The sequence below is a fragment of the Bordetella genomosp. 4 genome (assembly GCF_002261185.1).
GTDB lineage: Bacteria > Pseudomonadota > Gammaproteobacteria > Burkholderiales > Burkholderiaceae_B > Bordetella_A.
This window is the reverse complement of the sequence record NZ_NEVQ01000003.1, coordinates 390151-416731: the sequence shown is the minus strand read 5'-3', so window position 1 is coordinate 416731 and position 26581 is coordinate 390151. Positions and strand designations below refer to the sequence as shown.

Below are 26581 nucleotides of genomic sequence, written 5' to 3'. Positions count from 1 at the left end.
AGTCATTGTCATTGTCATTGGCCTCGATCCATCATGTCTCTCGCCACCGCCATGCCCTCCAGCGAACAACTCTGGCTCTTGCTGGGCCCGCTATCGCTATTCGCTCTGGTCACCTCCATCACGCCCGGGCCGAACAACATCATGCTGGCCTCATCGGGCCTGAACTTTGGCTTTCGCCGCACGATTCCCCACATGCTAGGGGTGAACCTGGGGTTCACGCTCATGCTGATCCTGGTCGGACTCGGACTGGATACCGTCTTTCATCAGTTCCCGTGGCTCTATACCGTGCTGAAATACGTGGGCGCTGCCTATCTGCTTTACCTGGCCTGGAAAATTGCCCAATCCGGCCCCCTCGAAAGCGGTGAGCAGCGCAGCCGGCCCTTCAGCTTTCTGCAGGCCGCACTGTTCCAATGGGTCAATCCGAAAGCATGGATCATGACCGTGGGCATCATCGTCACGTATACCCCGCAAACGGGGTTTTACTGGAACCTGATGCTTGCGGCGCTGGTGTGCTGCCTGGTCAACCTGCCCAGCCTGGGCGTCTGGGTCGCTTTTGGCGCCGCTCTGCAGAAATTTCTGCACCGCCCGCACGCGATACGGATGTTCAATATCGGCATGGCCTTGTTGCTGGTCGCATCGCTATATCCCATTGTGCAGGACATGATCTAGGAACGATCCGTTCGTCGACGTCGTCCCTAGCTCGTCACCTCGGCGGCAAATACATCGCCATTACGCTGCGCAACCGGCTCGCGCCTTGATGACGCGACGCAGTGTATGATCGACAACGCATTCCGTATTCGGCCGCAGAGACTGTGGCCACCTTGCTTATGTCTTTGCTGCCGCGATTCTCTTTACGGCGCCTTATCGTCGTCGGTCTGCTGGCTTGTGCCAGCGTGGTCGGCTGCACGCAACTCGATGCCTGGCAACGGCAAGCGATTTTTTCTCCCGAGCCCGAACCGCAGCGTTGGTGGAGCGAGCCGCCGACCGGCACGAAGGTTTTTGATCTGACGCTGGAAGACGGCGACAAGGTCCATGCCTGGTATTGGCAACATCCGAACACGTCGGCCCCGACCGTGCTCTATCTGCACGGCGCGCGCTGGAATCTGAACGGTAGCGCCTTTCGCATGTCCGGCTGGACTCGCATGGGCTATTCGGTGCTGGCCATCGACTACCGCGGCTTTGGCCAATCGACACCGCGATTGCCATCGGAAGACTCCGCATTCGAGGACGCCTCTGCAGCGTTACACGAACTCGCTCGCCGCCAACCCGATCCCGCCAAGCGATTTGTCTACGGCCATAGCCTGGGCGGCGCAATTGCGATCGATCTGGCGTCGCGTCCCGATATGCCTGCCTTTGCGGGGTTGATCGTCGAATCCAGTTTTACCAGCATTGCCGCCATGCTGGGTACGTTGAAATGGGGCAAGCTTCCCGGTGCGAGTCTGTTGGTGACGCAGCCCTTTGCGTCCGTGGAAAAGCTGGCAACGTTAAACACGCCTATGCTGTTTTTACACGGCACGGCAGACCGCGTCGTGCCGCACACCATGAGCGATGAACTTTTCGCAGCAGCCGTCAAAGTCCCGGAAAATCTCAAACGCGTCATCAAAATCGAGGGTGCCTCGCATTCCGGCGCGATCCGCAGCGGTGCAGTTTACGAGACCGCTGTGCGGGACTTTATTCGCGACGCGGGCAAGGCCTATCCAGCTGCAGCTGCCGACAATACCGCCTCGCAGTCGGCGGGATAAAAACTGCGGCGCGTCAGCTCGATGGAATGTTTTCGCGAAAAATCACTTGCAGCCGTGGCATATATGTCGGCTCAGACAATCCTCGCACCGCTGCAGCAAGCATGCTGATCGCCTCGCGCGCCTCGACGCGAGGATTTTGATCTATCACCGCATCCATCGTGCGATCCAGCAGAAACTGCCGCGAGGTCGTCGTCAGATCGTGTCCCACAAACACGACCTGGCGCTGCACGCCGGCCTCTTGCAAGGCGCGGCCGATGCCTGAGTTGCCGGCACCGACGTTATAGATGCCCGCCGGCGTGGACTGCTGCAACACCTGCCGAGTCAACTCATAAGCACGAGCGCGATCATCACCGATTTCCAGCATGCGCTCGATCTTCAGGTGCGGGAACTCCTCGTTGAGCAACGCTCGAAAACCCATTTCGCGCTCCTCGTGTCCACGGTAGGCGAGCGAGCCCAGAAATACCGTCACCCCCTGCGATACGCCCGGCGGCAAAAAGCGCCCCAGCAAGCTGGCAGCCAGCCGCCCCGCCGCGCGATTATCTATACCCACATAACCGATGCGCGATGACGTCGGAATATCCGACACCAAGGTGCACACGGGAATACCGCCGACTTGCAATGCAGCGATGGCGTCTCGAACCTGAGGGTCGTCCAGCCCGACCAGCCCGACGCCATCGGTATTGCCCTTCAGTTGATAGAGCTGCGCCGCCAGCTTGTCGGCATTAAAGCCCTCAACCAAATGCAATCTCGCCTGAATATCTGGGCGGCGTTGCGCCTCGGCCTGCAGATGCTGGCGCAACAGCACCATAAAACTGTTATCGCCGGCGGGCAGCACAAAATCGAGGCGCATGGCGGTGCTCTCGGATTGGCCCAGCTCGGCGCCGTACCCCAGCTTGCGCGCGATCGCCAAGACGTGGTCCCGCGTCTGGCGGCGTACGCCTTCGCGCCCATTCAGCACACGGTCGACGGTGGCAGTAGAGACCCCCGCGGCCTCGGCAATCGTCGTGATGGTGGCTCGCGCCATCGTGGTCACCTTAACGTCATCATCAGTCGGTATGGGGATGGATCATATCACATCAATTTGATTTAATTACATCAAAATGATGTGATTGAATCAAGAATGCGAACACCAAGGGATTTTGCGCTGTGTGCTCGGGTAATAGGCAGTGCGCAGCGCGCCCTCTGATGCCACTGCGCGCGGCCGGCACAGGCCTGCTGCACGTAAAGAATGACTTTCTTTCTGTCGATAAGGGCTATTTCTGATGTTTATTGATGTTATTTAAAGATGGAAATGATGTAATAATGACCTCCAATTAGATCAATCAAGCGCTCGCTTCGAGTTGGGCTTTCTGCCTGACTCGCAAGACTGGCCAGCCATCGGAGACCGCCATGCCCCCTCTTACCCTCCAGCCCGACCCGCCGGTGCGAGAACGCCAGTTTCGTATTGGTTGCATCGGCGCAGGGATGATCATGGCGGAATGTCATCTCGCGGCCTATCGTGAAGCGGGTTTTCAAGTGGTCGCCATTGCCTCGCGCACGCCGAGCAAAGCGCAGGCCGTCGCGCAACGATGGGAGATCGGGCGGGTCCATGATTCGCCCCAAGCGCTCATCAACGATCCTGACGTCGACATCGTCGATATTGCTTTCCCGCCGGATCAGCAACCCGCACTGATCCGCGCTGCACTTGCCGCACCCAACGTCAAAGCAATCCTGGCGCAGAAACCATTAGCGTTGTCTTTGCCGGAAGCCATCGCATTGCGTGATGAGGCTCAGCGCGCCGGCAAACTGCTATCGGTCAATCAGAACATGCGCTATGACCAATCCATGCGCGTGCTCAAGCAGTTACTCGACCAAGGCGTGCTCGGTACCCCTGTGCTGGCCCAGATCGACATGCATGCCATTCCACACTGGCAGGGTTTCTTAGCTGACTATGATCGCCTCACGCTCTCGAACATGAGCGTGCATCACCTGGACGTGCTGCGCTATCTGTTTGGCGAGCCGACTCACGTTACCACCCTCACCCGCAGCGACCCGCGCACGACATTTCCCCATCACGACGGCATCGTCACCACGACGCTGCAATTCGCATCCGGGCTCATGGCCTTGTCATTGGAAGACGTATGGGCCGGGCCTCGCGGCGAGGGCCACGCCGACGACCAATACATCCATTGGCGAGTCGAGGGTACCGAGGGCGTGGCAAAGGGCACTATAGGCTGGCCGCACGGCCAGCCCTCCACGCTGTCCTACACGTCGAAACAGGCTACGCAAGGCCAATGGGTCACGCCCGAATGGTCCTCCATGTGGTTTCCGCAGGCCTTTATCGGTGTGATGGAACAACTGCAGTACGCACTGGCCAGCGGCACCGAGCCCGCGCTGACGGTTGCCGACAACGTCAAAACCATGGCGCTGGTCGAGGCTGCGTATCTATCCGATGCCGAGCGCCGGACGGTACGCCTGGACGAAGTTCCGATCCAACACAAGTAAACCAAAGGGGCGGCACCGCCCTGCACCAAGGAGACAAACGTGATTCAAACCGGCATTTTTTCAGGCTATTTCCCGTACGACCTCGCCACCTCGGCCGCCAAAATCCGGGCACAAGGCTTCAACACCGTGCAATTGGACCTGCATTTCAAGGACATGGACCTCAGCGCAGGCCAGATCACTCCTGAAAAATGCAAACGCATCCGCGATACCTTTCGCGAACATAACCTGCCCATCTCTTGTATCTCGGCCTACACCAACATCGTGCATCCCGAGCCCGCAGAACGGCAACGTCGCAATGGCTACCTGAAGGAAATCATCGCGCACGCTCAGTATCTGGGATCCCCCTACGTGATCTCTGAGACCGGCACGTTCGCCACCGATAGCGATTGGGTGCATCACCCGAAAAACAAGACCGAAGAAGGCTGGGAACAATGCCGTTCGGTGATTCAAGACCTGGCACAACATGCCTACGATCATGGCGCGATATTTTTGCTGGAGACCTACGTCAACAACGTCGTGGGCTCGGTAGAGGAAACGCTGCGCATGTTTGCCGAGGTCAATCATCCTGGCCTGGGTTTGTTGATGGACCCGACGAATTATTTCGAAGATCACAACATCGACGATATGGACAAGACGCTCAATCAGGTCTTCGATGCGCTGTCCGACAAGATCTGCATTGCACACGCCAAAGACGTCAAGCGCGCCGAGGGCGATAAATCCGAAAAACACAGCGATATCGGCGATGCTGATGCTGCTGAAAGCCATACGTTCCGAGGCGTGGGCGAAATCGAATTGCCGGCTCCGGGACTGGGCAGCCTGAATTACGACCTGTATTTGCAGCGCCTGGCCAAACGCCATCCCAACATCCCCATCATCATCGAGCACTTGACCGAAGACGACGTCCCGCGCGCCAAGGCATTCCTGGACGGCAAGCTGCTGGCCAACGGCGTGTGATCTGTATACACGCGCACCTCTAGTCATTTCACCATCTCCGGTGCAGTAGCGCACCGGCCTCTGGAGTAGAAGCATCCATGGCACAGTTATATGCCACCGCCATGAACCGGCAACAAATCGAATCGCGCTGCGGACAACTGGCGCAGTTTGCCGGCGTGCGGCTCGTCACGCTGCAGGACGGCGTTGAACGGGATATCCGGCTGCTGGAGTTTCGCAGCGGCACAGGACTGCGATTTACCGTGCTGGTCGATCGCGCCATGGACATCGCCGAATGCGAGTTCCGTGGCTATGCCGTGGGCTGGCATTCGCCGGCGGGCTTTCGCCATCCCGGGCTGCATGAATACGAGGGCGAATCAGGGCTGGGATGGATGCGATCGTTCTCTGGCCTGATGATCACGTGTGGCCTGGATCACATCCTGTTTATGCATGATTCGCCGGCGGACAACTACGTCTATAAGCCTCGAGAAAAGGTACAGCACTCGATTCACGGCCGCGTCGGCACCATTCCCGCGCGCCTGACAGGCTATGGCGAACGCTGGGACGGCGACAGATGCTTTCTATGGGCCGAGGGCATGGTGTCGCAAGGCACTGTGTTTGGCGAACATCTGGAGCTGCACCGGCGTATCGAAATCGAGGTCGGCACCAACGATATTCAATTGCACGACCGGGTCGTCAATCGTGGTTTTTACCGCACGCCGCACATGTTCTGCTATCACTTGAACGTCGGCTATCCCGTGCTGGATGAGGCTTCTCGTTATCTCGCCCCTATCCAGGACGTCGTCTGGGCCGCCCATGCCAATGACTACCGTGCACAAGGCGTAGGCTATCAACGCATGCCTGCACCGCAACTGGGATTCCACGAACAAGTGTGGCAGCACGAAATGAAAGCGGACGGGGACGGCTACGTGCCCGTCGCGCTGGTGAATGATCGCCTGAATATCGGTATCGAAGTCACCACGCGCAAAGATCAATTCCCTTGCCAATATCAATGGCAGAATTTTCAAGCCGGGCAATATGCCATGGGAATCGAGCCGTCCACCAATCATGTGCTGGGCGAAGGCGCAGCCCGTGAACGCGGCGAACTCATCTGGCTAGAGCATGCAGAAGAACGCCGTTACGACACGTGCATCCGCATCCTGGGCGATGCCAACGACATCGCGCAATGCGAACAACGCATACGCGCCATCGCACCGCAGCCAGGAGAAGACTATCCAGCGCTCTCCGGCGAGTTTCTACCCCTGAACCGCAGCACAGACTCGGGAGCCTCGACATGAACACATCGGGCATGTCGTTCTCCTTGCAAGGCCGCCGCGTCCTGCTGACGGGGGCTGGCGGAGGGCTAGGGCACGGCGTCAGCCTGGCGCTGCTGCGCCAAGGCGCACAACTGTTTGCCTTGGACCGCGATGCCGAAGCACTGCGACAATTGCAAGAGGCCGTGCCTGCCGAACTCGCCAGTCAATTGCAGGCCCTGTCCGTGGATCTGGCCGATACCGCTGCGCTGCAACGCACGTTGGATTCGATGACTGCTGATCACGCCATCGATGTCGTGATCAACAATGCCGCCATCTACCCATCCAAACGTTTCGAAGACTACAGCGACGATGATCGCGCGCTGATTCATCGCATCAACGTCTCGGCCGCATTGCAGATCGTACGCGCCGCCCTGCCCGGCATGCAGCAACAACAGTGGGGCCGCATCATCAACATCGTGTCCATCACGCTGTCGGGCGGCTGGGAACTGCTGCAGCCGTATGTCGAATCCAAGGGCGCCATGCTCGGCAACACACGCGCCCTGGCACGGGAATTCGGCGCATCGGGCATCACCTGCAACGCCATCTCGCCAGGCGCCTTTCCTACCGCGGCAGAGGCTATCCATCCCGACCTGCCCGGCTACGAGCGCATGGTTCTCGAGCGCCAGTCCATCAAACGGCGCGGCCACGCCAACGACATCGCGGCTGCCATCGTATTCCTCGCTTCCGAAGAAGCGGGTTTCATCACCGGCCAGACCCTCGCTGTCAACGGCGGCTGGGTCATGCACTGAAAGGTTTCATCATGGGAATTTTGACGGGTTACAAGGTCCTGGATTGCTCGATTGCCATGGCAGGTCCATTTGCCGCACAGCGGCTGGGCGACCTGGGCGCGGACGTGATCAAGATCGAACCCAAGGAAGGCGAATGGCAACGCCATGCGCCTGCGGGCGGGATCAAAGGCAACAAAATCAATGTGTCCTTTCTTTCGCTCAACCGCAACAAACGCTCGCTCGCCGTCGACCTGAAAAGCGAGGACGGCCAGACCATCATTCGCCAGATGGCGAGCCAGGCCGATGTGTTCATTCAAAACTACCGTCCCGGCGTCGCTCAGCGCCTGGGCGTCGACTATGAAAGCCTGTCGGCGTTGAATCCGAGGCTGATATATGTCTCGATGTCGGGATTCGGCGAAGACGGGCCCTATGCCCGCCGGCCCGGACAGGATTTGCTGTTGCAGGCCATGTCCGGCGCCATGCTGTCGGCCGGCCGCGATGGCGAGGCGCCGCGTGCCGCTGGTCAATACCTGGTGGACGCGGTCACTGCCTACTGCGCCTTTGAGGGCGTATTGGCCGCGCTGCTTCATCGCGAACGCACCGGCGAAGGCCAGAAAGTCGAAGTCAACATGCTGGACGCGATTACAACGCTGCAAATGCAGGAATTGTCCGTCTTCACGGTCGGCGGCAAGCCACAGACCCGCAGCGCCGAACCCCATGCGCACAGCTATATTCGCGCGCCCTACGGCACCTTTGCGACGCAAGACGGCTATCTGGCGCTGGCCATGCCTGACATGGCCGTGCTGGCGCGCGAGCTGGAACAGCCCGCGCTGCTCGACTATGCCGATGAGGCAGCTGGCTGGAATCACCGGGACGAGATTTTCCGTCTGGTGCGCGAGGCGATGACACAGCGCACGACAAAGGACTGGTTCGAACGGCTCAACGTCGCCGGTATCTGGTGCAGCCCTGTCTACGGCTATGCCGAGTTGGTGGCCGACCCGCAGATCGCGCACAACGGGACTTTTGTCGAATATGACCACCCCACTGAAGGCCACGTCAAAACGCCGGGGTTTCCCATTCGTTTTACCAAAACGCCTGCGCGAGTGGAGCGCGGTGCGCCCTTGACTGGCCAACACAGCGCGCAGATTCTGCGTGAGTACGGCTTCGATGCGGATCGTATCGCGTCCTTTGAAGCGCACGGCGCCATTGTGTGCGGAGAACAGGCATGAGCCGGCGTTGGCGAGGCTTGACCTGGGATCACCCTAGAGGTTATGCCGCTTTACAAGCCGCTGCAGACCAGACTGGATTAATCGACTGGCATACGCATTCGCTCGAAGGCTTCGAATCCGCCCCCATCGCGCAATTGTGCGAGCAGTACGATCTGATCGTGCTCGATCACCCGCACTTGGGCGAAGCCTTGACCCAAGGCTGCCTGCAACCTCTGAATCGGCTCTTGCCCGATGAGGCATTGCGTTCGATAGAACGCAACAGCATCGGGCTGACCTACGCCAGCTATCACATGGCTGGCCAGCAATGGGCGCTGCCGCTGGATGCGGCAACACAAGTGATGGCAGTACGTCCGGATCTGCTGAAGCGAGGCGATCATGCCGTGCCTGTGCAATGGCAGGATGTACTGGCGCTGTCACGACAAACTAAGCAAGTCGCCCTGTCGCTGGCGGGTCCACATGCCTTTCTGACGCTGTTGTCGATGTGCGCCGCGCTGGACCCGGACCTCAATTTAGATGACGGCAGACGCTGGCATCAGCCGGCAGTCCTTCAACAAGCCTGCGAATGGCTGGTCGAACTTGCTGCACTCAGCCCCGTTTCCGTACGAGACGCCAACCCGATTTCCCTGCTGCATCACATGACCATGCACGACGACGTGGTGCTATGTCCCTTGGTCTATGGCTACGTAAACTACACACGAGCCGCCGCAGGTACCGCATTGACGTTTCACAATGCACCGCGCGTCGCATCGCATGCGCCCGGCTCTATTCTCGGCGGCACTGGTATCGCGATTTCGCGACGCTGCGCGGTCGATGCGTCACTGATCGAGCATCTGCTGTGGCTGCTCAGCGAAGACACGCAAACTCATTTCATTCCACAGCATGCCGGCCAGCCTAGCCACCTATCCAGCTGGCGAGACCCAGCCGTCAATGCAGACAGCAGCCATTTCTATTTCGATACGTTCGACACCCTGAGTGCGGCCAGCCTGCGGCCTCGTCATGATGGATTCATTGCTTTGCAAAGCCGCGCGTCGGCATTTCTGCGCGAAGGGCTGTTCAATCACGCCTCGCCTGCAAAACTGGCCGACGGCTTGAACACGCTGTGCGCGCCGCACTCCACGATTGCTGAAAGGAATCTCTGTGACTAGTCTCGTCAACCTGCATATTCAAAATCATGTGGCCTGGATCGAGCTGAACCGGCCCGAAAAACTCAATGCGATGACGCCGGAGATGGCGGAGCTGCTGGTTCAAGCCGTTCAGACTTGCAATCAAAGCGATGACGTACGTACCGTCATCCTGACCGGTGCGGGACCCAAGTCATTCTGCGCAGGCTCGGATATCGTAGAACTCGACAGCTACGCCACACCATGGGATTTCCGCAACCGCCGCGATTACTGCGATTTGATCCGCGCACTCAAGAAACCCGCCATTGCGGCAATCAACGGCTATGCATTTGGCGGCGGTCTTGAAATGGCGCTGGCGTGCGATATTCGCATCGCTTCGGACAATGCCAAGCTCGGCTCTCCCGAAATCAAGCTAGGCTGGATTGGCGGCGGCGGCATGACGGCACAACTGCTGCATTCCATCGGCGCCTCGAACGCAGCGCTGATGGTGATGACAGGCGACCCTATCTCGGCGCAACAGGCCTTGAGTTGGGGCTTGGTCAGTGAAGTTGTTGCTTCCGATGCATTACGCGAACGTGCCGCCGCGATTGCCGGCGCAATCGCGGCCCGCGCGCCCATTGCAGCGGAAACCGCCAAGGTCAACCTGCGCGCGGCACTGAGCATGCCGATGGAGCAAGCCACGGCATACGAACGAGATCTGCAAACCATCTGCTTTGCCACTGCGGACGCCATGGAAGGACGTCGGGCATTTCAGGAAAAACGTTCACCTACGTTCCGGCGGCGTTGAGGGCAACGCAGCAAATTTTCTGCCCGTGCCAAACGCCTGCCGGATCGTGGCGGATGACGGCTGAGATCAAGGGTGTCCGCTCAGCCGTACGCTGCTGTCAGGCCGGCCGCGCCACTCGCACCCCATTGCAACGCATCCAATCGCCGAGGTCAGGGCGCGACAGCACCTCGAACTCGGCCGCGCGCTGCGATGCCAGCGCATCGCAGCCGCCAGGCAATGCCGGATGACACATGACCAGGTCTCCATCGCGCGCATTGTGCAACCACCGCTGCAACAGCCGGGAATAACGCCGTCCGCCCCCCTGCTGTTCATACACGCCCAATAGCCGGCGATTCGTGCGCCACCCGTCTCGATCGGACACCCGAGCGATGGCGCTCGCACCCAATGCGCCAACCAGACGCGCCTTGGCCGACTCGCGCAAGGGAATGCCGTCCTGCATGCCCGGCGCCGTATGACGCAGCCAAGGCGCATGCGTGCCGTAGCGGGACTCCAGCAGTTGCAGCAAGCGCGGCAGCACCCCAGGCAGTTGATGCACGTGCTGATGCCCATCTACATAATCGGGAGCGCGGCCCATCACGGCCTCAAAGGCGTCGAACTGGCGCGCCAGCTGAGCATCGATCCATGCCTCGTCCAGGCGTCCTGCATAGGCGCGTGCGATCAGGACAGGCAAAGACATGATCGGCGTCTGGGCAGGATCGCCCAAGCTCTGGGTCAGATTCAGATGTACGCCTAAATCCAGATCGAATTCGCGTAAATTCGGCCCGTGGTCGGCAAATGTCTGCCCCTGCGATAAACAACTGACGGCGCTCAAACGCCCCAGTCGAGCGAGTCTCATTATCCCGGCGTCAATGCTGGCGTTCATGCCAAAATCATCGCCGCATACCACAATGCGTTTCCACCACTGCCCAGTGCCCTCTGCCAATGAGGGACTGCCAGCGGGTGGCTGAGCACCCTGGGGGCAGTAATCGAATAGTCTGGCTGGGACGTTGCCGTCGGGCATGCTGGGCTCACTTTCCGCCACTGTGGCGGTTTCAGCCATGACCATAACCGCTCCGTATGTCGCGCAGATTGCAGCGCTCAATCAAACTACAGAACCAGACCAAGTGACGGCATCAATCCTGTGACAGGGAACGGCCGCTACTATTATGGGCGACCGTACAACCCCAACTTCGTCAGCAGTTCGATGCGGTTATTCGCCCCCAATCGGTTATAGAGCTGGCGGCGATGATAGACCACCGTGTTGAGGCTGATATCCATGCGTTGGGCGATTTGTGATTCCGACAGGCCTCGCGCCAGCCAATAGGCCAGTTCATATTGGCGTTGCGGCAGGCGCAGCGCGCTCAATGCCGACATCAGGCGCACGCCGCGCGCTACGTGCTGAGTGATGTGTACCCCCACGGCTTCGCCATGGCCTAGGGCCGCGGCCAGGCGTACGGCGCGCAGTGAGAATCGGCCTTGCGCGTTGCACCAATCCATGTACGGCGGGGGCGGCAAGGTTCCCGGCCGCGGAACAAGCCGTTGCAACAGCGCTTTCACAACCTCGGGCAATTCCGCGCCGCGCCGCCAACGCCAGCCGAACGCCAGTGGCATGAGCACCTCGGCCTCGGGGCAGATCCACAACGGCTTCGCGTCGAGAGTGGCGATCAACAACCCTTGGCGATGCGCGTCCCGCTCGCCCGAGTCGGATGCGCCGGGCTGCAGGGCGCTCGCCAAATGGGATTCGAGACGCGCCAGCGCCGCGACCTCGGCCTGCTGGAAGGGCTGCGCGCCCGCCGGACGAAAGAGGAACAACATGCCTATGCCCTGCCCCTGCTGCGTGCGCAATGCCAGGCACAACCAGTCGGCGACGCCCGCAGGACGCATGACCACGTTGTAATAGTCACTGCGAAGCAGTCCGGAATACGTCCCTCTGAGCATCTGATCCAGCGTGCGAGGACCGTATTCATGCAGAGCGATATCGCTGGATTGGCGCAAGGTGTTGTGGAACATCTGGCTTTCGCTGCGCAGGAGACACGGATCAAAATGCTCTGGCACAGCAGCGGCAACACCGGGATCTTCCATGTGCGCTTCCAACTCGCCATCGCCGCCCGGATAGAAATACCCCCCCGATTCAAAGCCGATCAATTGGTGCATGCTTTGCAGCAAAGGCTGAATCAACTGCGGACCGCCCGTATCCAGACAGGTCATCTGATGCAGGCTTGCCAGCGCACGACTCGTGGAACGGCGGGTAGACATGGACGATCTCCGTTGGACTTCCCTTCGAAACAACGCTGGGCGGATTTTATCCACGCCAGGAACAGGCGAGCGCCATCGTTACCATTTTGCGACACCTACCCCGCCGGGGTGGGGCGCAGCGCATGACGGACAGGTAGATTGCGGGCCTCTATGTGGTGTTCTTGAATGGAAAGAACCATGTCTTTCTCCAGCAGTTCTTTTTCTCGGCGCTTTGTCGCGGCCTTGGGTTTGATGTTCGTGATGGCCACAGACCAGGTTTGGGCTTCGTCGGATGCCGACCCGGCAAGCTTTGTCCTGACTCCCGCCATGCTGGACCGCATGGCCGCCGTGACGGCGGAACTAGGCACCGTGCAGATGGCGGACGACAGCGACGCAGACGACAACGATGACGATGATGAAAGCGACGCCGCCGATTCAGTCGAAGACCTCGCGCGCCGGCTCAATGCCCGGCCGGAGGCACGTGCGGCATTGGCGCGGCACGGATTGTCGAGCCAGCAATATGTTTCGGCCACGCTGGCCGTCCTGCACGCTGGCATGTATCTGGCGGTGGAGCAGAGCGCTGGTCCGCAGGCCCTGGCATCGTTTACCGCGCAACAGCGGGCCAACGTTGAAGTGGTGCGCGCACATCGAAAGAAATAGCCGGCGCCGGGCACGAATTTTCAGTCACTCCTTTGCCAACTGATCTCTGACGACAAAAATGGAAAGCTTCGACCAGAAGAAGAATATGAGAAATGCCCCTGTCAGCGCGGGAGAGCTGTGCGCGCAACGCACGTTACAGGAGGCTCAACGCCTGATGGGGGCGCCTACCAACGCCTTTCGACCGCCGAGCGCAGAAGACGAGCTGAAGGCCTATCTGGCAAGGCGATACCCAAAACGCCAGTACCCTACTGGCGAGATGCTGGACTACTACTTCAAGCGATAGAACGACAACAGACTGCCTGACGCTGGATCTGCCCTGCGAAGACCAGTGTCAGTGACACGGTAAAGACAGATACCGGGCAGCACGGATGGAATTTACACAAGGGAGAGGCGGGATGGCCGGTTTTCTGATCATTGGATTACTTTGGATGTACGAGGCAGTAAAAGAGCGAATCGCCTCGCAACAGCAAAGCAACGGCACTTAAGCCGGTTTGCGGGGTAGAACCCGCCTGCTGCACACACGAAAAAAAGGGCCTGATCTATGCGATCAGGCCCTTTTCTTTGGATATCCTGGTGGGTGGTACAAGGTTCGAACTTGTGACCCCTGCCGTGTGAAGGCAGTGCTCTACCACTGAGCTAACCACCCAAAGAAGCGGAATTCTAGCATAGAAAAAGCCAGCCCGGCAAATACCGCTGGGCGCGGCGCCTCTCGGTTTTCTCCCAGTAAAAATGACGTCACCGGGAGCAATCCCGCATCACGCGGCGGCGACCACCGCTTTAGGCGCCTCCAGACTACGCCACACGCAGTCACCCCCTACGGATTTATCCAGACTGGCCAAATATTCCTCATGCTCGGCCAATTCCTCCGCGGAGGCCGCCAACACTGGCAATACACTGCCGTCAAACGCTTTCAGCGTCACCCCAGCCCCCGTGGACGGTCCGCTGTCGTCGACATCGATCAACAGCGCATCCTGCCCGCGGGTCATGGCCAGCCAGACTTCTCCCAACAGTTGCGAGTCAAGCAAAGCGCCGTGCAGCGTCCGGTGCGCATTGGACACCCCCAGACGATCACACAAGGCGTCCAGCGAGTTCCGTTTACCTGGATACAGCGTCCGCGCAAACAACAGCGAATCCGTGATCTTGCCGCACAGCTCGGCCAATTCGCCGCGGCCGATGCGTTTGAGCTCGGCATTGAAGAATTTCACGTCAAACGCCGCGTTATGGGCGATGAGCTCTGCGCCGGCGATGAATTCGAGAAACTGGTCCGCCACGTCACTGAAACGCGGCTTGTCGGATAAAAACTCGGTCGTCAGACCGTGTACCGCCAGCGCCTCGGGGTCGCTGTCGCGGTCCGGATTCAAATAAATGTGCAGATTGTTCCCGGTGACGGTCCGGTTGACGATCTCGACGCAGCCGATTTCAACAATCCGGTGCCCCTGCGCAGGGTCCAGGCCGGTGGTTTCAGTATCGAAAATGATTTGGCGCATGTCAGGCTATTGGTAACTAGAGGTATGCCGCAGGGTGCGGCATGGTTGGCACCCGGACCAACACACTGGAACGGCATGGCAGCCGCTCTCAGCGGGCCGGCTACGGCGCCACAAGCGAAGCCATTAGTGTACCCAGCATCTCTCCTTCGAGCAGGTCCATCCGGATTTCACTCCTTCGATCATGCTGCACCGGCATGCGACTTGCTAGGGATACATACCGTCATGGCCGTCGAGCCGCTGCCCACCTAAGCAGGTAAACGGCTGTGGTCCGCACCGCACTCATTGCTCACCAGGAGTTCATCATGGAAAAAACTGCCCGAGAGAATGCCCCCTCAGAGCACACTGCCGCCGATGCCCGGCCGCCCAAAACGCCTACCGACCCGGTCCATGGCACCGGCATCATGCCTATGCCGGATGACGCACCCAAGGTAGCTGGGCGTCCCCGTCAAGGGCGCGTCATCACGCCACCCGGCGAACCGGGCGTGATTACCCCCGAAGACGACATGTTGGACACGTCACAGTCGGACAAGCAAGACCGCTGAATCGTTAGTGCTCGCTGGATGGCGCAGCCTGCGCGCTGCCGGCAGCGTGCGCCTTGTCGTCGCCGCTCGCATCGCGGGGCAGACGGGCTTTTGCGATCAACGTGTACGCCACAGGCACTACGAACAAGGTCAGAAACGTACCGAGCATCAGCCCGCCGACCAGCACCCAACCAATCTGCTGCCGGGACTCTGCCCCCGCACCGGTGGAAACTGCGAGCGGCAGGGTACCCAACACCATCGCCCCTGTGGTCATCAAAATCGGACGCAGGCGCAGCACACTGGCCTCGATGACAGCGTCGAACAGCTCATGCCCCTCGTCCCGCAATTGATTAGCGAACTCGACGATCAGGATGCCGTGTTTTGTGATCAAACCGACCAGCGTGATCAAACCAATCTGGCTATAGATCGACAAGGTGCCCCCACTCAGCCAGAGCGCCAGCAACGCCCCCGTCATGGACAAGGGCACCGACAACATGATGATGAACGGATTGCGCCAGCTCTCGAATTGCGCGGCCATCACCAAATAGATGAACGCCAGCGCCATGGCGAACACGAGATAGATACTGCCCGACGAATCGCGGAACTCGCGTGACTGGCCGTCCAGATCGGTCTGCAAGGTATGGGGCAGTACCTGACGCGCCACGTCTTGCATGTGAGAGAGGACTTCGCCCAGCGCGTAGCCCGGGGCCACCTCGGCCTCGATCTTCACTGCGCGCAGGCGATTGAAGTGGTTCAGCGATTGAGGCGAGACACTCTCATGCACCGACAGCAGATTGTCCAGCTGCACCATGCTGCCGTCGCGCGTGCGGACATAAATACCCGAAATATCCGTCGTGTTGCTGCGGTCTTGCGGCAAGACTTGCACGATCACGTCGTACTGTTCGCCGTCGTCTTTGTAGCGCGTCACCTGCCGTCCGCCCAGCATCGACTCCAGCGTACGGCCCACGACGTCGACCGCCGCGCCCACGTCGGCCATTTTGTCTCGATCCACCTGCACACGCAGCTCTGGCGTATTCAAACGCAGATCCGTATCCAGGTTGATTAAGCCAGGATAATCACGCAACGCGTTCACATACACGTTCACGAGCTTGTCCAACTCAGCATACGAGGACTGGCTCATGATGATGAACTCGACCGGTTTGGAGCGTGAGGATTGCCCCAGCGACGGCGGATTCGTCGGAAAGGCCTTGACCCCGGGCAGCGAAGCGAACTTGGACTGCAGCTCGCGCGCGATCTCCTGTTGTTTGCGATCGCGCTGCTCCCAAGGGGCCAAGCGCAGAATCGCCGTACCGTCCGTGACAGTCGGAAAACCGATCGACGACTGATAGGCCTCGGTTTCCGGGATCTGGGCGTAGAACTGTTCGATCTGCTGCACGCTCTCGAGCATGTAACCCAGGGTCGCGCCCTCGGGCGAGGTCACCCTGCCGTAAATCGCCCCGCGGTCTTCGACGGGCGCCAGCTCGCTTTTGACCACTGAAAACAAGACGCCGCTGCCTGCCGCCACAAGCAGACCGATGATCACGATGAGCGCCCGTTGATGCAGGGCCCACAGCAAAGTGCGGCGATAGCCGTTCGCCAAGCCATTAAGCCAACCCTCGATCAGGTTGTACCAGCGGCTATGGCTGGATTGATGGCGCAACAAGACTGAGCACATCATGGGTGTCAGCGTCAGCGCGACAAAACCCGACACCAGTACCGCGCCGGCCAACGTCAGGGCGAACTCGATGAACAGCTTGCCGGTACGCCCCGTTGCGAATGCCAGCGGCGCATACACCGTGACCAGGGTCAGCGTCATCGCCACCACGGCAAAACCGATTTCTTTCGACCCCTGCAGTGCCGCCTCGCGGCGTGGCATGCCGTTTTCGATATGTCGGAAAATATTCTCGAGCACCACGATGGCGTCATCGACCACCAGACCGATCGCCAACACCATGGCCAACAACGTCAGCGTGTTGATCGAAAAGCCAAACATGTACATCAGGCCGCAAGCACCGATCAGCGACACCGGGATCGTCACGATGGGAATGATGCTGGCCCGCAAATTGCGCAGGAAAAAGAAAATGACCAGCACCACCAGCACAATGGCCTCGAGGATGGTGTGGTACACCGAGCTGATGGAACGCTCGATGAATGTGGACGTGTCGTAGGCGATATTCAACCTCATCCCGTCGGGCAAGGTTTCATTCAAGAGCGCCACCTCGTCACGCACCGCTTTGGACAGATCCAGGGGGTTAGCGGTGGATTGCTTGGTCAACCCGATATTGATCGCGTTCTTGCCATTAAAGCGTGACAACACGCGATCATCTGCCGCACCGACCTCGACCCTGGCCACATCGCGCATCCGTACGGGATAGCCCTTGACGTTGGCGACCACGATATCAGCGAACTGTGCAGGCGTCTGCAGATCGGTCGACGACACGACCGTGAACTCGCGATCACGCGACTCGATGCGGCCCGCGGGAATCTCCACGTTCTGGCTGGACAGCGCGTTCTCGACATCCTGAACGGTCAATTGATAGGCCGCGAGCTTCGCTCGATCGACGTATATCCGCATCGACGGCAGGCGTTCGCCGTACACGCGCACCTCCGCGGCCCCGGGTAACACCGACAGGCGTGTCTTGATATAGCGGTTGATGTAGTCGGACGTCTGGATCACAGATAGCGAGCCGGACTCTACCGCGATATAGATGACCGGCGTGGCATCGGCCTCGACCTTGCCGATGATGGGCTCGTCGATCTCGTCCGGCAGATAGCGGCGCGCGCGGGATACTTTGTCGCGCACCTCGGCGGCGGCGGCATCGGGATCCCGCGACAGATTGAATTTGATGTTGATATAGCTGCGTTCTGACCGGCTGCGCGAGGTCATCACGTTCACCCCTTCGATACCGGCCAGCTGGTCTTCGAGGGGTTTGGTGACCTGCGATTCGATGACCTCAGGAGAGGCGCCTTTATAGGTCGTGCTGACCGAGACGATGGGCTCGTCGATGTTCGGATATTCGCGCACCGTCAAGCGCGAATATGAGATCAGGCCGATCAAGACAATGATCAATGACAAGACCGATGCAAATACCGGCCGCTTGATGCAGACCTCGGACAGAATCATGATCGACTCGCCTGTTGTCCCTGCGCCTTGCTCTGCGCCGGCCTTGTAGCGGCCGCCGGGGCCACCTCGACCGGTGCGCCGTCAGTCAGCCGCTGAAAGCCGGCGACCACGACCTGGTCACCCGCGGCAACGCCCGTCAGGATCTCGACCTGCCCATCCCGGCGCTCGCCCAGGGTGACTTCGGTGCGGTGGGCGTGCCCCTCTCGCACCGTGAAAACGTACTGAGCCTGGCCCGAGGGCGCGAGCGCTGCTTCCGGCACGGCCAGCACATCGTCGGCCCCAAACAAGAGTTGCACGCGAGCAAACATACCTGGCCGCAACCGCGAATCCGGGTTCGGGATCGTGGCCCGCAGCAGGATCGAGCGGCCTCCTGCATCCACCAGCGGACTCACGGCATATACCTGCCCCTGGCGCTCTGAGCCAGGCAGAGCATCCAGGCGGATGGTCAGCGACTGGCCAACCTGGATTTTGTTGAAATACATTTCGGGCACACGGAAATCGACCTTCAGAGGATCAATCGCCTCCAACGGCGCGAGATCCTGCCCCTGATCGACATAATCGCCAACCGACACACTGCGCAGTCCCACAATACCTGCAAAAGGCGCACGTATCGTCATCTTGTCGAGGCGCGCCTGGGCCAATGCCGTGGCCGCCTGTTGCACTTTCAGGTTGCTGCCGGCCTCGTCTCGCGCCTGCTGGCTGACAAAACCGCGGCCTTGCAACTCGACTGCACGGCGATAATGTGTTTGCGCCAACGCTAAATTGGCGCGCGCCTGATCGAATTCGGCCCGGGACACCGAATCATCCAACCGAATCAGCACCTGCCCCCGCTCAACCGGCTGGCCTTCTTTGAAATCGATAGACTGAATGCGGCCCGCGACTTCGGGACGCAACACGACCGACTCGTCAGAGCGCAGACTGCCGACCGCAGAGATACCGCGCGTGAATTTCAGTTGCTGGACTTGTGCCACTTCTATCCGCACCGTATCCAAGGGTTTGGCTTTCGGTGTGGGCGATACCGCCGTAGAAGCAGCACCCGCAACAGGCCCCGCGGGGGTCGCCAACCAGCGCGGGACCCAAAACCCCAAGGCCGCGCCCGCGGCGAGCCCGACCGCAATGGCGGTCAGCAGTACAGCTTTTTTCATGCGCAATGATCGCGGTGCGTAAACATGCCGAGCCGCGCGCGTTGCTGGCCCGACGGGGTGGAAACAAGCTATGGACCTGGCACTTTAGCACCAGCGGTTTACATACTGGCACAAAGTTGGCCGGCGAGAACGATCTGCGGACTATTTCCAGGGTATTCCCGCATGAAAATCGCCGTAAAAATCAGCCTTTTCGCACGCTTTCCACACCCTGGTTCGCCAATGCATCAGCACGCTCGTTGCCCGGATCCCCGGCATGGCCGCGCACCCAGCGCCAGTCCACCTGGTGGCGCGAGACCTGCTCATCCAGCGCCTGCCAGAGTTCCGCGTTTTTCACCGGCTTTTTATCAGCAGTCATCCACCCGCGGCGTTTCCAGTTGACCAGCCACTCGGTCATGCCTTTCATGACATATTGCGAATCGGTATGAATCCGTACCTTGCACGGCCGCTTGAGCGCGCGCAGGCCTTCGATCACGGCCAGCAACTCCATGCGGTTGTTGGTCGTGCCGGCCTGGCCGCCATACAGCGTTTTCTCGTGCGCGCCAGCACGCATCAACACGCCCCAGCCACCTGGCCCAGGATTGCCTTTGCATGCCCCATCCGTCCACATTTCAACCTGCGGACCGTTATCGTTGTTTGTTTGCATTGTTCCTACTGTTAAATCAGACGAGGCATCCTTGACGCCTCATCACGTTTTGCCTGGCCCGGCCTCGCGGTTGACAACGACCGGTGCGGCGCGGGTGCGCCGGCGGCGTTTAGCGGATTTCCAGGCGGGGCCGACCAATCGCATACCCGCCACCCGCTTGACGGCGGACACGACATAGACCGCACCGCCCACCGCCCACCAGCGCTGCCCATAGGTTTCCATGAACTGCCATCGCTGCAGCCATTTTTCGGTCCGGCATGCCGGGGCGTAGCAGCCAAACCGGCCCGACCCTACATTGAACGACATGAGCTTCAGCCAGTCTTTCAAGCGTGGCAAGGATACCTGAGCCGAAGGCGGCAATGGCAGCCACGGCTCCATACCGGGCGTCCAGTTACGGGCACCCCAGAGGCTCCAGGGATTGAAACCCGAGATCACCACCCGCCCTTCTGGCACCAGCACACGTTCGGCCTCGCGCAACACGTCGTGCGGCGAGTCCGTGCATTCGAATGCATGCGGCAACACCAGCAAGTCCACGCTTTGCGATTCGAACGGCAATGCGTCTGGCCGCGCCACCACACATCCCTGCCACAGGGCCGCCTGCTCGGGACCAGGCATCTGCGTCCCCACCCAGCCCTTGAAGGGCATCCGGTTGGCCTGCAGCAAATTAAACTCTGCAAAACCGACTTGCCAAGCGTAATATCCGAACACATCTGCCACGATGGCGTCGAACTGCGAGCGCTCCCACGCCAGTACGTACTGTCCTGGCGGTGTCTGGAACCACTCGGCTAGTTCTACAATCGGCGGAGTTTCCTCGGTCACGTCGACGTTCCTGAAAAAATGATGCAAACCCTGCCCGTCACGAATGGCGACGGCACTATCCTGCCGCTGCCCGCCTTTTCCGACAACTATATCTGGGCCATCGTGCGCGGAAATAATGCCGTCGTGGTGGACCCGGGCGAAGCCGGACCGGTGCTGGACCTGATCGCGCAGCGCGGGCTGCAACTGCGCGCCATTCTACTCACCCATCATCACGGCGACCATGTGGGGGGAGTGCTGGAATTGCTGCGCCATGCCCCGGCCACCGTCTACGGCCCTGCGAACGAGCGTCTGCCGCACTGCGACGTCCGGCTCGTCGAAGGCGACCGGGTAGCCCTGCCCGAGGTGGGCCTGACGCTATCTGTCCTGGACGTTCCGGGACATACAGCTGGACACATTGCTTACTTTGGCCGGCTGCAAGACCAGGAAAAACCCGTATTATTTTGCGGCGATACCCTGTTTGCGGGCGGATGTGGCCGGTTATTTGAGGGCTCGCCCGCACAAATGCACGCCTCTCTGGCAAAATTCATATCCTTACCCGCCGATACACAGGTTTGCTGTGCGCACGAGTACACTCTATCCAACTTGCGCTGGGCCATGGCAGTTGAACCTGCCAACCATACCCTGCAACAGTGGTATCAGCGGGCCCAGCAATTACGCGAACACGACTGTCCCACCGTGCCGACCACTATGGCACTAGAATTGGACACCAATCCGTTCTTGCGCACCAGCCAAGCCGCTGTCATTCAGGCTGCCCGCCAGCAGTCCGGACAAGCGCTGGACACGCCTGTGGCCACGTTTGCGGCTTTGCGTGAATGGAAAAACGATTTCAAGTGACAATGACCCGATGACCCTGTTTAGACTTCTGCTACCTGTTGTTCTCGCCATCCTTGCCGGTTGTGCCGGCACGCCGCGCCACTCGGCCACACCGGCAGCCGCCACCAACAACAAGCAGCAGTATGTCGCAGCGGACACCTCGCGTACTGTCGATCTGACCAATCCCCCCGTAGATGCCTGGGACCGCATCCGCCGCGGCTTCGCCATCCCCAATCTGAATACCGAACTGGCGCAGGAATGGACCGACTACTATGCGGCCCACCCCGAATCGGTGCAGCGCATGGCCGAGCGGGCCGGCAAATATCTGTATTTCATCGTTGACGAAATCAACCGCCGCGGCCTGCCTACCGAGCTGGCCCTGCTGCCTTTTGTCGAAAGCGCCTACAACCCGACGGCGCTGTCGCGCTCGCAGGCGTCCGGCCTCTGGCAGTTTGTCCCCGCGACGGGCCAGTATTTCAATCTGAAGCAAGACTGGTGGCGCGACGAACGGCGCGATCCCATTGCCTCGACCTACGCGGCGCTTGACTACCTGGAAAAGCTCTTCGAAATGCAGGGTGACTGGTACCTGGCCCTGGCGTCGTACAACTGGGGCGAAGGCTCGGTACAGCGCGCGATGGCCCGAAACGAAGCTGCCAACCTGCCCTCGGACTATCTGTCGCTGAACATGCCCGAGGAAACGCGCAACTACGTGCCCAAACTGCAGGCCATCAAGAACATCATCGCCAATCCACGGAAATACGCTGTCGTTCTGCCACCTGTCGACAATTCGCCCTATTTCGCCATGGTGCGCAAGAACCGCGACATTGACCTCGAAGTCGCAGCCCGGCTCGCCGAAATGCCGCTCGAGGAATTCAAGGCCCTGAATCCCTCGTTCAACCGTCCGGTTATCCGCGGCGAACACCAGCCCACGCTGCTGTTGCCGACAGATCGAGTGGACAAGTTCAATGCCAATCTGCAAGCCTACAAAGGCGATCTGACCTCCTGGAAGGTCTATCAGGCCAGCCGCGGTGAATCCTATGCCGCGATCGCCAAACGTTTTGGCGTCACCGAGGCCGCGCTGCGCAGCGCCAACGGCATATCCCGCCGCACCAAATCCGCCAGCGGCGCAGCCCTGCTGATTCCCACCAGCGAGCCTGGCGGCGTTCAGCTCGCCTCCCTCGAAACCCCGGCTGGCGTGACCGTCTCGCCGGCCTCTCGCTCCGCCCGACGCACCACGGCAACACGTCCCAATGTACGGACCCACAAGGTACGCTCAGGCGACACCCTGAGCAGCGTCGCCCGGCGCTATGGCACCTCGGTCGACGCCTTGCGCGCGCTCAACAACATGAAGGGCAGCAACCTGAAAGTCGGCGCACAACTGCGCGTGCCGGGCACCGGCACGCGAGGCTGATCGTTACGCTTTAAAATAGCTGCCTTTCCGCACGGAATTCATAGGACACGACACATGGGCTTTCTCGCCGGCAAACGCATTCTGGTCACCGGGGTGCTTTCCAACCGTTCCATCGCCTACGGCATTGCACAAGCCTGCCACCAACAAGGCGCCGAACTGGCTTTCACCTATGTGGGCGACCGTTTCAAAGACCGCGTCAGCGAGTTCGCTGCCCAATTCGGCAGCGATATCGTGCTGCCCTGCGATGTGGCCGAAGACAGCCAGATCGAGGAAACATTCGCTGAACTAGGCAAACGCTGGGATGGGCTGGATGGCCTGGTGCATTCGATCGGCTTTGCGCCGCGCGAAGCCATCGCAGGCGATTTTCTGGATGGACTCTCACGTGAGGGCTTTCGCATCGCCCACGATATCTCGGCCTACAGTTTCCCAGCCCTGGCCAAGGCCGCCCTGCCCCTGATGGAGGGACGCAAGGCTTCCGTATTGACCTTGACCTACCTCGGCGCCGAACGTGTTGTCCCCAACTACAACACCATGGGCCTGGCCAAGGCCTCGCTCGAAGCCAGTGTCCGCTATCTGGCGACAGCACTCGGCCCGCGCGGCATCCGCTCCAATGGCATCTCTGCCGGCCCCATCAAGACCCTGGCCGCCAGCGGGATCAAGGACTTCTCCTCGATCCTGAAATTCGTCGAGGCCCATGCTCCACTGCGCCGCAATGTCACCATCGAAGAAGTCGGCAACGTCGCCGCCTTCCTGCTGTCGGACCTGGCCGCTGGTGTGACGGGTGAAATCACGCACGTCGATGCGGGTTTCTCGACGGTCACGCCTGGCATGGAATAAGCTGCTCGGATGGCGTCCCGCCACTGAGATCAGCGATCAACAAAAAACGCCCTCGTCGGGGCGTTTTTTTTACCGCCGGGCCGCCCCAAGGCAAAAACGCCCCCTTGGGGGGCAGCAGGCCGAAGGCGCGGCGTGGGGGCTTTTTTGCTACCCGGCAGGCCGTTTCTGCACCCGAGTGGTGACGGTGGCGGTACGGGATCGATGCAACGCGCTCATACCAGACGACAAACCAACTTTCACCGAAAAATCTCACCGCCCCCAGCGCAATACCAGCGGATCGAGTCGGCGAGCGATATCGAGCAGCTCGCGCCGTGTTTCAGGGTGCATAGGCGGCAGAGGATGGCGGGGCGCGTCGCAGGCAATCACGCCGCCCTCCTTCATCAGCGCCTTGGCTGCCAGCATGCCGGCCTGCCGGTTTTCGTGGTTGATCAGTGGCAACCAACGCTGATACAGCGTAAAGGCCGCATCGGTGTCGCCGGTTTGGAACGCTTCGATGATGGGGCGAATCCCGTCGGGGAAACCGCCCCCCGTCATCGAACCAGTTGCGCCGGCATGCAGATCGGCCAACAGCGTAATGGCCTCTTCGCCGTCCCAAGGGCCCTCGATCGCATCGCCGCCCAGACGGATCAACTCGCGCAGCTTGGCTGCTGCTCCCGCGGTTTCGATCTTGAAATACGAAACGTGCTCAACCTCACGCGCCAGTTTCGCCAAGAATGCGGCGGACAGGACTGTACCGCTGGCAGGCGCGTCCTGCACCATGATCGGGATGTCGATGGCATCTGACACACGAGCATAAAACTCCGCTATGCCGGCCTCGGGCACCCGAAAAGTCGCACCGTGGTAGGGCGGCATCACCATCACCATCGCCGCCCCCATATCCTGCGCGCGACGGCTGCGCTGTGCGCAGACCTGGCTGGCATAGTGAGAGGTCGTCACGATCACCGGGACACGCCCCGCCACATGCTCGAGCGCTGTACGCGTCAGCACGTCGCGCTCATCATCGGCCAGCGAAAACTGTTCGGAAAAATTGGCCAGAATCGCCAGGCCGTCCACACCGGCGTCGATCATGAAGTCGATGGCGCGCTTCTGGCTCGCCAGATCCAGCGTACCGTCCTCATGAAACGTGGTCGGCACGACCGGGAAAATGCCACGATAAGGCGTCGAAGGATGAGCCATGTTATGTGTTCCGTATCAAATCAATCAAATCAGCGCTTGCCATCTAGCGCGGCACGCACGACAAAGGTCATCACCACCGCAAACACCAGCATGATGGCCAGAAAATACAAACCGCCCGAGGTGCTGCCGGTAGCGTCCTTGATATAGCCCACGCCGAACGGGCCAATATATCCGCCCAGGTTCGCCAGCGAATTGATCATCGCAATACCCACAGCAGCGCTGCCGCCGGTGAGGAACTGCCCTGGCAGCGCCCAGACCACGGCCTGGATAGAGTAAATGGAAAATGCGGTCAGGCAAATAAAGAGAAACTGCAGCGCCGGCGACGTAAACCAGGCGCTGGCGGCCAAGGTAATCGCCGCAGCCCCTGACACGATAGCGATATGCCAATAGCGCTCGCCGTGCTTGTCCGAATGCCGAGGCACGACGAGCAGGCCCACCACCGCGAACAAATAAGGCACCGCCGACAAGAATCCCGTCATCGAGTCGGTCACACCGAACTGCTTGATGATGGTCGGCAACCACATCGACAGGCCGTAAATCGCCAGTGGAAACGGCAGAAACAGCAATGCCAGCATCAGCACGCGTTTATCGGCCAACGCCTTGAGCGGATTGCCGTGTGATTTCAGCGCATGCGTGGACGCATCGGCAGCCAGCTCGCGTTCGATCCAGGCGCGATCATCCGCGCTCAACCATTTCGCCGTCGCAGGCGACTCCGGCAAAATGCGCAAGGTCGGCAAACACAGCAATACCGCAGGCAGACCGCTCACCACAAACAGCGTCTGCCAAGGCGAAAGCCCGAACCATCCACTGCCATCCAGCAACAAGCCCGCCATCGGCCCCGTCACGATCAAGGCGATCGGCTGAGCCAGCACCAACAGTCCAATGATGCGCGCGCGATGGCGCAGCGGAAACCACTTGGTCAGGAAATACAGAATGCCGGGGTACAGCCCCGCTTCAGCCGCACCCAACAAGAACCGCGCGATATAGAACGTCGTGGCGTTGTGAATCAACGCCATGGCCATCGTAATCGCGCCCCACGTGAACAAAATACGCGCAAACCACCGACGCGCGCCAAAACGCTCCAGCGCCAGATTGCTGGGGACTTCAAACAAGAAATAACCGATGAAAAACAATCCCGCGCCAATGCCATAGGCGGTTTCGCTGATGCCGATGTCGGCATTCATATGCAGCTTGGCAAAACCAACCACAGCGCGATCGATATACGCCACGATATAGATCAATGCCAAAAAAGGCAGCAGCTTGCGCACGAGCATGCCGATGATGCGTGACTCTTCTCCTTGCTCGGCGGCTGCGGGCGCGGCCAACCGGCCGCTGGATGCGACAGTAGTCATGAATGGTCTCCGTTTTAATTTCTGTACAGCATGACGACTCAG

25 protein-coding genes and 1 tRNA gene are annotated in these 26581 nt (G+C 60.1%); 15 read left to right on the top strand and 11 right to left on the bottom strand.

The genetic code is table 11. The annotated features are described in order from the left end of the window. The first annotated feature begins 33 nt into the window (after window positions 1–33). Window positions 34–669: a LysE family translocator gene (locus CAL20_RS04375; protein WP_094837278.1), complete on the top strand. Its 636-nt coding sequence runs from the start codon at window positions 34–36 to the stop codon at window positions 667–669. 158 nt (window positions 670–827) lie between these two features. Next, on the top strand, window positions 828–1742 hold the full coding sequence (locus CAL20_RS04370; RefSeq protein WP_094837312.1) for an alpha/beta hydrolase: 915 nt from the start codon (window positions 828–830) through the stop codon (window positions 1740–1742). Window positions 1743–1755: 13 nt separating this feature from the next. Here the strand turns inward: CAL20_RS04370 and CAL20_RS04365 are convergent, their stop codons facing one another. After that, window positions 1756–2766, bottom strand: a complete 1011-nt coding sequence (locus tag CAL20_RS04365) for a LacI family DNA-binding transcriptional regulator (protein ID WP_094837277.1) — start codon at window positions 2764–2766, stop codon at window positions 1756–1758. A 365-nt stretch (window positions 2767–3131) separates the two neighbouring features. Between CAL20_RS04365 and CAL20_RS04360 the strand changes: the two genes are divergently transcribed. From CAL20_RS04360 to CAL20_RS04330, 7 genes are all read left to right on the top strand, one after another. Beyond that, on the top strand, window positions 3132–4226 hold the full coding sequence (locus CAL20_RS04360) for a Gfo/Idh/MocA family protein (protein WP_094837276.1): 1095 nt from the start codon (window positions 3132–3134) through the stop codon (window positions 4224–4226). Between the two features lie 39 nt (window positions 4227–4265). Next, window positions 4266–5180 carry a sugar phosphate isomerase/epimerase family protein gene (locus CAL20_RS04355; RefSeq protein ID WP_094837275.1) on the top strand — a complete coding sequence of 305 codons (915 nt, stop codon included), beginning with the start codon at window positions 4266–4268 and terminating at the stop codon, window positions 5178–5180. Between the two features lie 77 nt (window positions 5181–5257). Continuing rightward, on the top strand, window positions 5258–6454 hold the full coding sequence (locus CAL20_RS04350) for an aldose 1-epimerase family protein (protein ID WP_094837274.1): 1197 nt from the start codon (window positions 5258–5260) through the stop codon (window positions 6452–6454). Continuing rightward, complete coding sequence (locus CAL20_RS04345; RefSeq protein WP_094837273.1) at window positions 6451–7221, top strand: SDR family NAD(P)-dependent oxidoreductase; 771 nt, start codon at window positions 6451–6453, stop codon at window positions 7219–7221. The genes CAL20_RS04350 and CAL20_RS04345 overlap by 4 nt, the downstream gene beginning before the upstream one ends. Window positions 7222–7232: 11 nt before the next feature. Beyond that, entirely contained in the window at window positions 7233–8429 is a 1197-nt protein-coding gene (locus CAL20_RS04340; protein ID WP_094837272.1) for a CaiB/BaiF CoA transferase family protein, read from the top strand. After that, window positions 8426–9574 (top strand): extracellular solute-binding protein, encoded by a 1149-nt coding sequence (locus tag CAL20_RS04335; RefSeq protein WP_143277044.1) that lies wholly within the window; start codon window positions 8426–8428, stop codon window positions 9572–9574. The genes CAL20_RS04340 and CAL20_RS04335 overlap by 4 nt, the downstream gene beginning before the upstream one ends. Then, window positions 9567–10337 carry an enoyl-CoA hydratase/isomerase family protein gene (locus CAL20_RS04330; protein WP_094819845.1) on the top strand — a complete coding sequence of 257 codons (771 nt, stop codon included), beginning with the start codon at window positions 9567–9569 and terminating at the stop codon, window positions 10335–10337. Before CAL20_RS04335 ends, CAL20_RS04330 begins: the two co-directional genes overlap by 8 nt. A 97-nt stretch (window positions 10338–10434) precedes the next feature. Here CAL20_RS04330 and CAL20_RS04325 read toward each other — a convergent pair whose 3' ends face one another. Both CAL20_RS04325 and CAL20_RS04320 read right to left on the bottom strand, forming a co-directional pair. Beyond that, a complete protein-coding gene (locus CAL20_RS04325) occupies window positions 10435–11376 on the bottom strand; it encodes a ChbG/HpnK family deacetylase (RefSeq protein WP_254923900.1) in 942 nt (313 codons plus the stop codon). Window positions 11377–11480: 104 nt separating this feature from the next. Next, entirely contained in the window at window positions 11481–12572 is a 1092-nt protein-coding gene (locus CAL20_RS04320; RefSeq protein WP_254923899.1) for a helix-turn-helix transcriptional regulator, read from the bottom strand. 177 nt (window positions 12573–12749) lie between these two features. Here CAL20_RS04320 and CAL20_RS04315 point away from each other — a divergent pair, with 177 nt between their 5' ends. Together CAL20_RS04315 and CAL20_RS04310 are read left to right on the top strand one after the other, a co-directional pair. Continuing rightward, on the top strand, window positions 12750–13211 hold the full coding sequence (locus CAL20_RS04315; RefSeq protein WP_094819843.1) for a hypothetical protein: 462 nt from the start codon (window positions 12750–12752) through the stop codon (window positions 13209–13211). 85 nt (window positions 13212–13296) lie between these two features. Beyond that, window positions 13297–13494, top strand: a complete 198-nt coding sequence (locus tag CAL20_RS04310; RefSeq protein ID WP_141217650.1) for a hypothetical protein — start codon at window positions 13297–13299, stop codon at window positions 13492–13494. A gap of 288 nt (window positions 13495–13782) precedes the next feature. Here CAL20_RS04310 and CAL20_RS04305 read toward each other — a convergent pair. Both CAL20_RS04305 and dnaQ read right to left on the bottom strand, forming a co-directional pair. Further along, window positions 13783–13857, bottom strand: a tRNA-Val gene (locus tag CAL20_RS04305). Between the two features lie 109 nt (window positions 13858–13966). Beyond that, window positions 13967–14698, bottom strand: coding sequence for a DNA polymerase III subunit epsilon (gene dnaQ / locus CAL20_RS04300; RefSeq protein WP_094837271.1), 732 nt, complete (start codon window positions 14696–14698; stop codon window positions 13967–13969). Window positions 14699–15000: 302 nt separating this feature from the next. On the opposite strand from dnaQ, the gene CAL20_RS04295 reads away from it, so the two are divergent. Next, window positions 15001–15240, top strand: coding sequence for a hypothetical protein (locus CAL20_RS04295; protein WP_094837270.1), 240 nt, complete (start codon window positions 15001–15003; stop codon window positions 15238–15240). A 4-nt stretch (window positions 15241–15244) separates the two neighbouring features. Here the strand turns inward: CAL20_RS04295 and CAL20_RS04290 are convergent, their stop codons facing one another. The 4 genes from CAL20_RS04290 to CAL20_RS04275 all read right to left on the bottom strand — a co-directional run bounded on the left by CAL20_RS04290 (window position 15245) and on the right by CAL20_RS04275 (window position 20950). Then, entirely contained in the window at window positions 15245–18343 is a 3099-nt protein-coding gene (locus CAL20_RS04290) for an efflux RND transporter permease subunit (RefSeq protein ID WP_094837269.1), read from the bottom strand. Next, window positions 18340–19488, bottom strand: a complete 1149-nt coding sequence (locus CAL20_RS04285) for an efflux RND transporter periplasmic adaptor subunit (RefSeq protein WP_094837268.1) — start codon at window positions 19486–19488, stop codon at window positions 18340–18342. The genes CAL20_RS04290 and CAL20_RS04285 overlap by 4 nt, the downstream gene beginning before the upstream one ends. A gap of 181 nt (window positions 19489–19669) precedes the next feature. Continuing rightward, window positions 19670–20131, bottom strand: a complete 462-nt coding sequence (gene rnhA / locus CAL20_RS04280; RefSeq protein ID WP_094819837.1) for a ribonuclease HI — start codon at window positions 20129–20131, stop codon at window positions 19670–19672. Between the two features lie 42 nt (window positions 20132–20173). Further along, window positions 20174–20950 carry a class I SAM-dependent methyltransferase gene (locus CAL20_RS04275; protein ID WP_094837311.1) on the bottom strand — a complete coding sequence of 259 codons (777 nt, stop codon included), beginning with the start codon at window positions 20948–20950 and terminating at the stop codon, window positions 20174–20176. Between the two features lie 21 nt (window positions 20951–20971). Between CAL20_RS04275 and gloB the strand changes: the two genes are divergently transcribed. From gloB to fabI, 3 genes are read left to right on the top strand one after another with little or no spacing between them, the layout of a single operon-like run. Next, on the top strand, window positions 20972–21784 hold the full coding sequence (gene gloB, locus CAL20_RS04270; RefSeq protein ID WP_094837267.1) for a hydroxyacylglutathione hydrolase: 813 nt from the start codon (window positions 20972–20974) through the stop codon (window positions 21782–21784). A gap of 10 nt (window positions 21785–21794) precedes the next feature. Continuing rightward, on the top strand, window positions 21795–23174 hold the full coding sequence (locus CAL20_RS04265) for a transglycosylase SLT domain-containing protein (protein WP_094837266.1): 1380 nt from the start codon (window positions 21795–21797) through the stop codon (window positions 23172–23174). A 54-nt stretch (window positions 23175–23228) separates the two neighbouring features. Next, on the top strand, window positions 23229–24011 hold the full coding sequence (fabI, locus tag CAL20_RS04260) for an enoyl-ACP reductase FabI (protein ID WP_094837265.1): 783 nt from the start codon (window positions 23229–23231) through the stop codon (window positions 24009–24011). Window positions 24012–24260: 249 nt separating this feature from the next. Here the strand turns inward: fabI and CAL20_RS04255 are convergent, their stop codons facing one another. Together CAL20_RS04255 and CAL20_RS04250 are read right to left on the bottom strand one after the other, a co-directional pair. After that, on the bottom strand, window positions 24261–25187 hold the full coding sequence (locus CAL20_RS04255) for a dihydrodipicolinate synthase family protein (protein WP_094837264.1): 927 nt from the start codon (window positions 25185–25187) through the stop codon (window positions 24261–24263). A 29-nt stretch (window positions 25188–25216) separates the two neighbouring features. Next, a complete protein-coding gene (locus tag CAL20_RS04250) occupies window positions 25217–26539 on the bottom strand; it encodes an MFS transporter (RefSeq protein ID WP_094837263.1) in 1323 nt (440 codons plus the stop codon). Between the last annotated feature and the right edge of the window lie 42 nt (window positions 26540–26581).

Coding starts and splice junctions, on each gene's coding strand:
- CAL20_RS04345 (WP_094837273.1), top strand. CDS start 6,451: ATGAACACATCGGGCATGTCGTTCTCCTTGCAAGGCCGCCGCGTCCTG.
- CAL20_RS04295 (WP_094837270.1), top strand. CDS start 15,001: ATGGAAAAAACTGCCCGAGAGAATGCCCCCTCAGAGCACACTGCCGCC.
- CAL20_RS04315 (WP_094819843.1), top strand. CDS start 12,750: ATGTCTTTCTCCAGCAGTTCTTTTTCTCGGCGCTTTGTCGCGGCCTTG.
- CAL20_RS04370 (WP_094837312.1), top strand. CDS start 828: ATGTCTTTGCTGCCGCGATTCTCTTTACGGCGCCTTATCGTCGTCGGT.
- dnaQ (WP_094837271.1), bottom strand. CDS start 14,698: ATGCGCCAAATCATTTTCGATACTGAAACCACCGGCCTGGACCCTGCG.
- CAL20_RS04255 (WP_094837264.1), bottom strand. CDS start 25,187: ATGGCTCATCCTTCGACGCCTTATCGTGGCATTTTCCCGGTCGTGCCG.
- CAL20_RS04310 (WP_141217650.1), top strand. CDS start 13,297: ATGAGAAATGCCCCTGTCAGCGCGGGAGAGCTGTGCGCGCAACGCACG.
- CAL20_RS04320 (WP_254923899.1), bottom strand. CDS start 12,572: ATGTCTACCCGCCGTTCCACGAGTCGTGCGCTGGCAAGCCTGCATCAG.
- CAL20_RS04340 (WP_094837272.1), top strand. CDS start 7,233: ATGGGAATTTTGACGGGTTACAAGGTCCTGGATTGCTCGATTGCCATG.
- CAL20_RS04350 (WP_094837274.1), top strand. CDS start 5,258: ATGGCACAGTTATATGCCACCGCCATGAACCGGCAACAAATCGAATCG.
- CAL20_RS04325 (WP_254923900.1), bottom strand. CDS start 11,376: ATGGCTGAAACCGCCACAGTGGCGGAAAGTGAGCCCAGCATGCCCGAC.
- CAL20_RS04265 (WP_094837266.1), top strand. CDS start 21,795: ATGACCCTGTTTAGACTTCTGCTACCTGTTGTTCTCGCCATCCTTGCC.
- rnhA (WP_094819837.1), bottom strand. CDS start 20,131: ATGCAAACAAACAACGATAACGGTCCGCAGGTTGAAATGTGGACGGAT.
- CAL20_RS04285 (WP_094837268.1), bottom strand. CDS start 19,488: ATGAAAAAAGCTGTACTGCTGACCGCCATTGCGGTCGGGCTCGCCGCG.
- CAL20_RS04290 (WP_094837269.1), bottom strand. CDS start 18,343: ATGATTCTGTCCGAGGTCTGCATCAAGCGGCCGGTATTTGCATCGGTC.
- CAL20_RS04250 (WP_094837263.1), bottom strand. CDS start 26,539: ATGACTACTGTCGCATCCAGCGGCCGGTTGGCCGCGCCCGCAGCCGCC.
- gloB (WP_094837267.1), top strand. CDS start 20,972: ATGCAAACCCTGCCCGTCACGAATGGCGACGGCACTATCCTGCCGCTG.
- CAL20_RS04360 (WP_094837276.1), top strand. CDS start 3,132: ATGCCCCCTCTTACCCTCCAGCCCGACCCGCCGGTGCGAGAACGCCAG.
- CAL20_RS04375 (WP_094837278.1), top strand. CDS start 34: ATGTCTCTCGCCACCGCCATGCCCTCCAGCGAACAACTCTGGCTCTTG.
- fabI (WP_094837265.1), top strand. CDS start 23,229: ATGGGCTTTCTCGCCGGCAAACGCATTCTGGTCACCGGGGTGCTTTCC.
- CAL20_RS04365 (WP_094837277.1), bottom strand. CDS start 2,766: ATGGCGCGAGCCACCATCACGACGATTGCCGAGGCCGCGGGGGTCTCT.
- CAL20_RS04335 (WP_143277044.1), top strand. CDS start 8,426: ATGAGCCGGCGTTGGCGAGGCTTGACCTGGGATCACCCTAGAGGTTAT.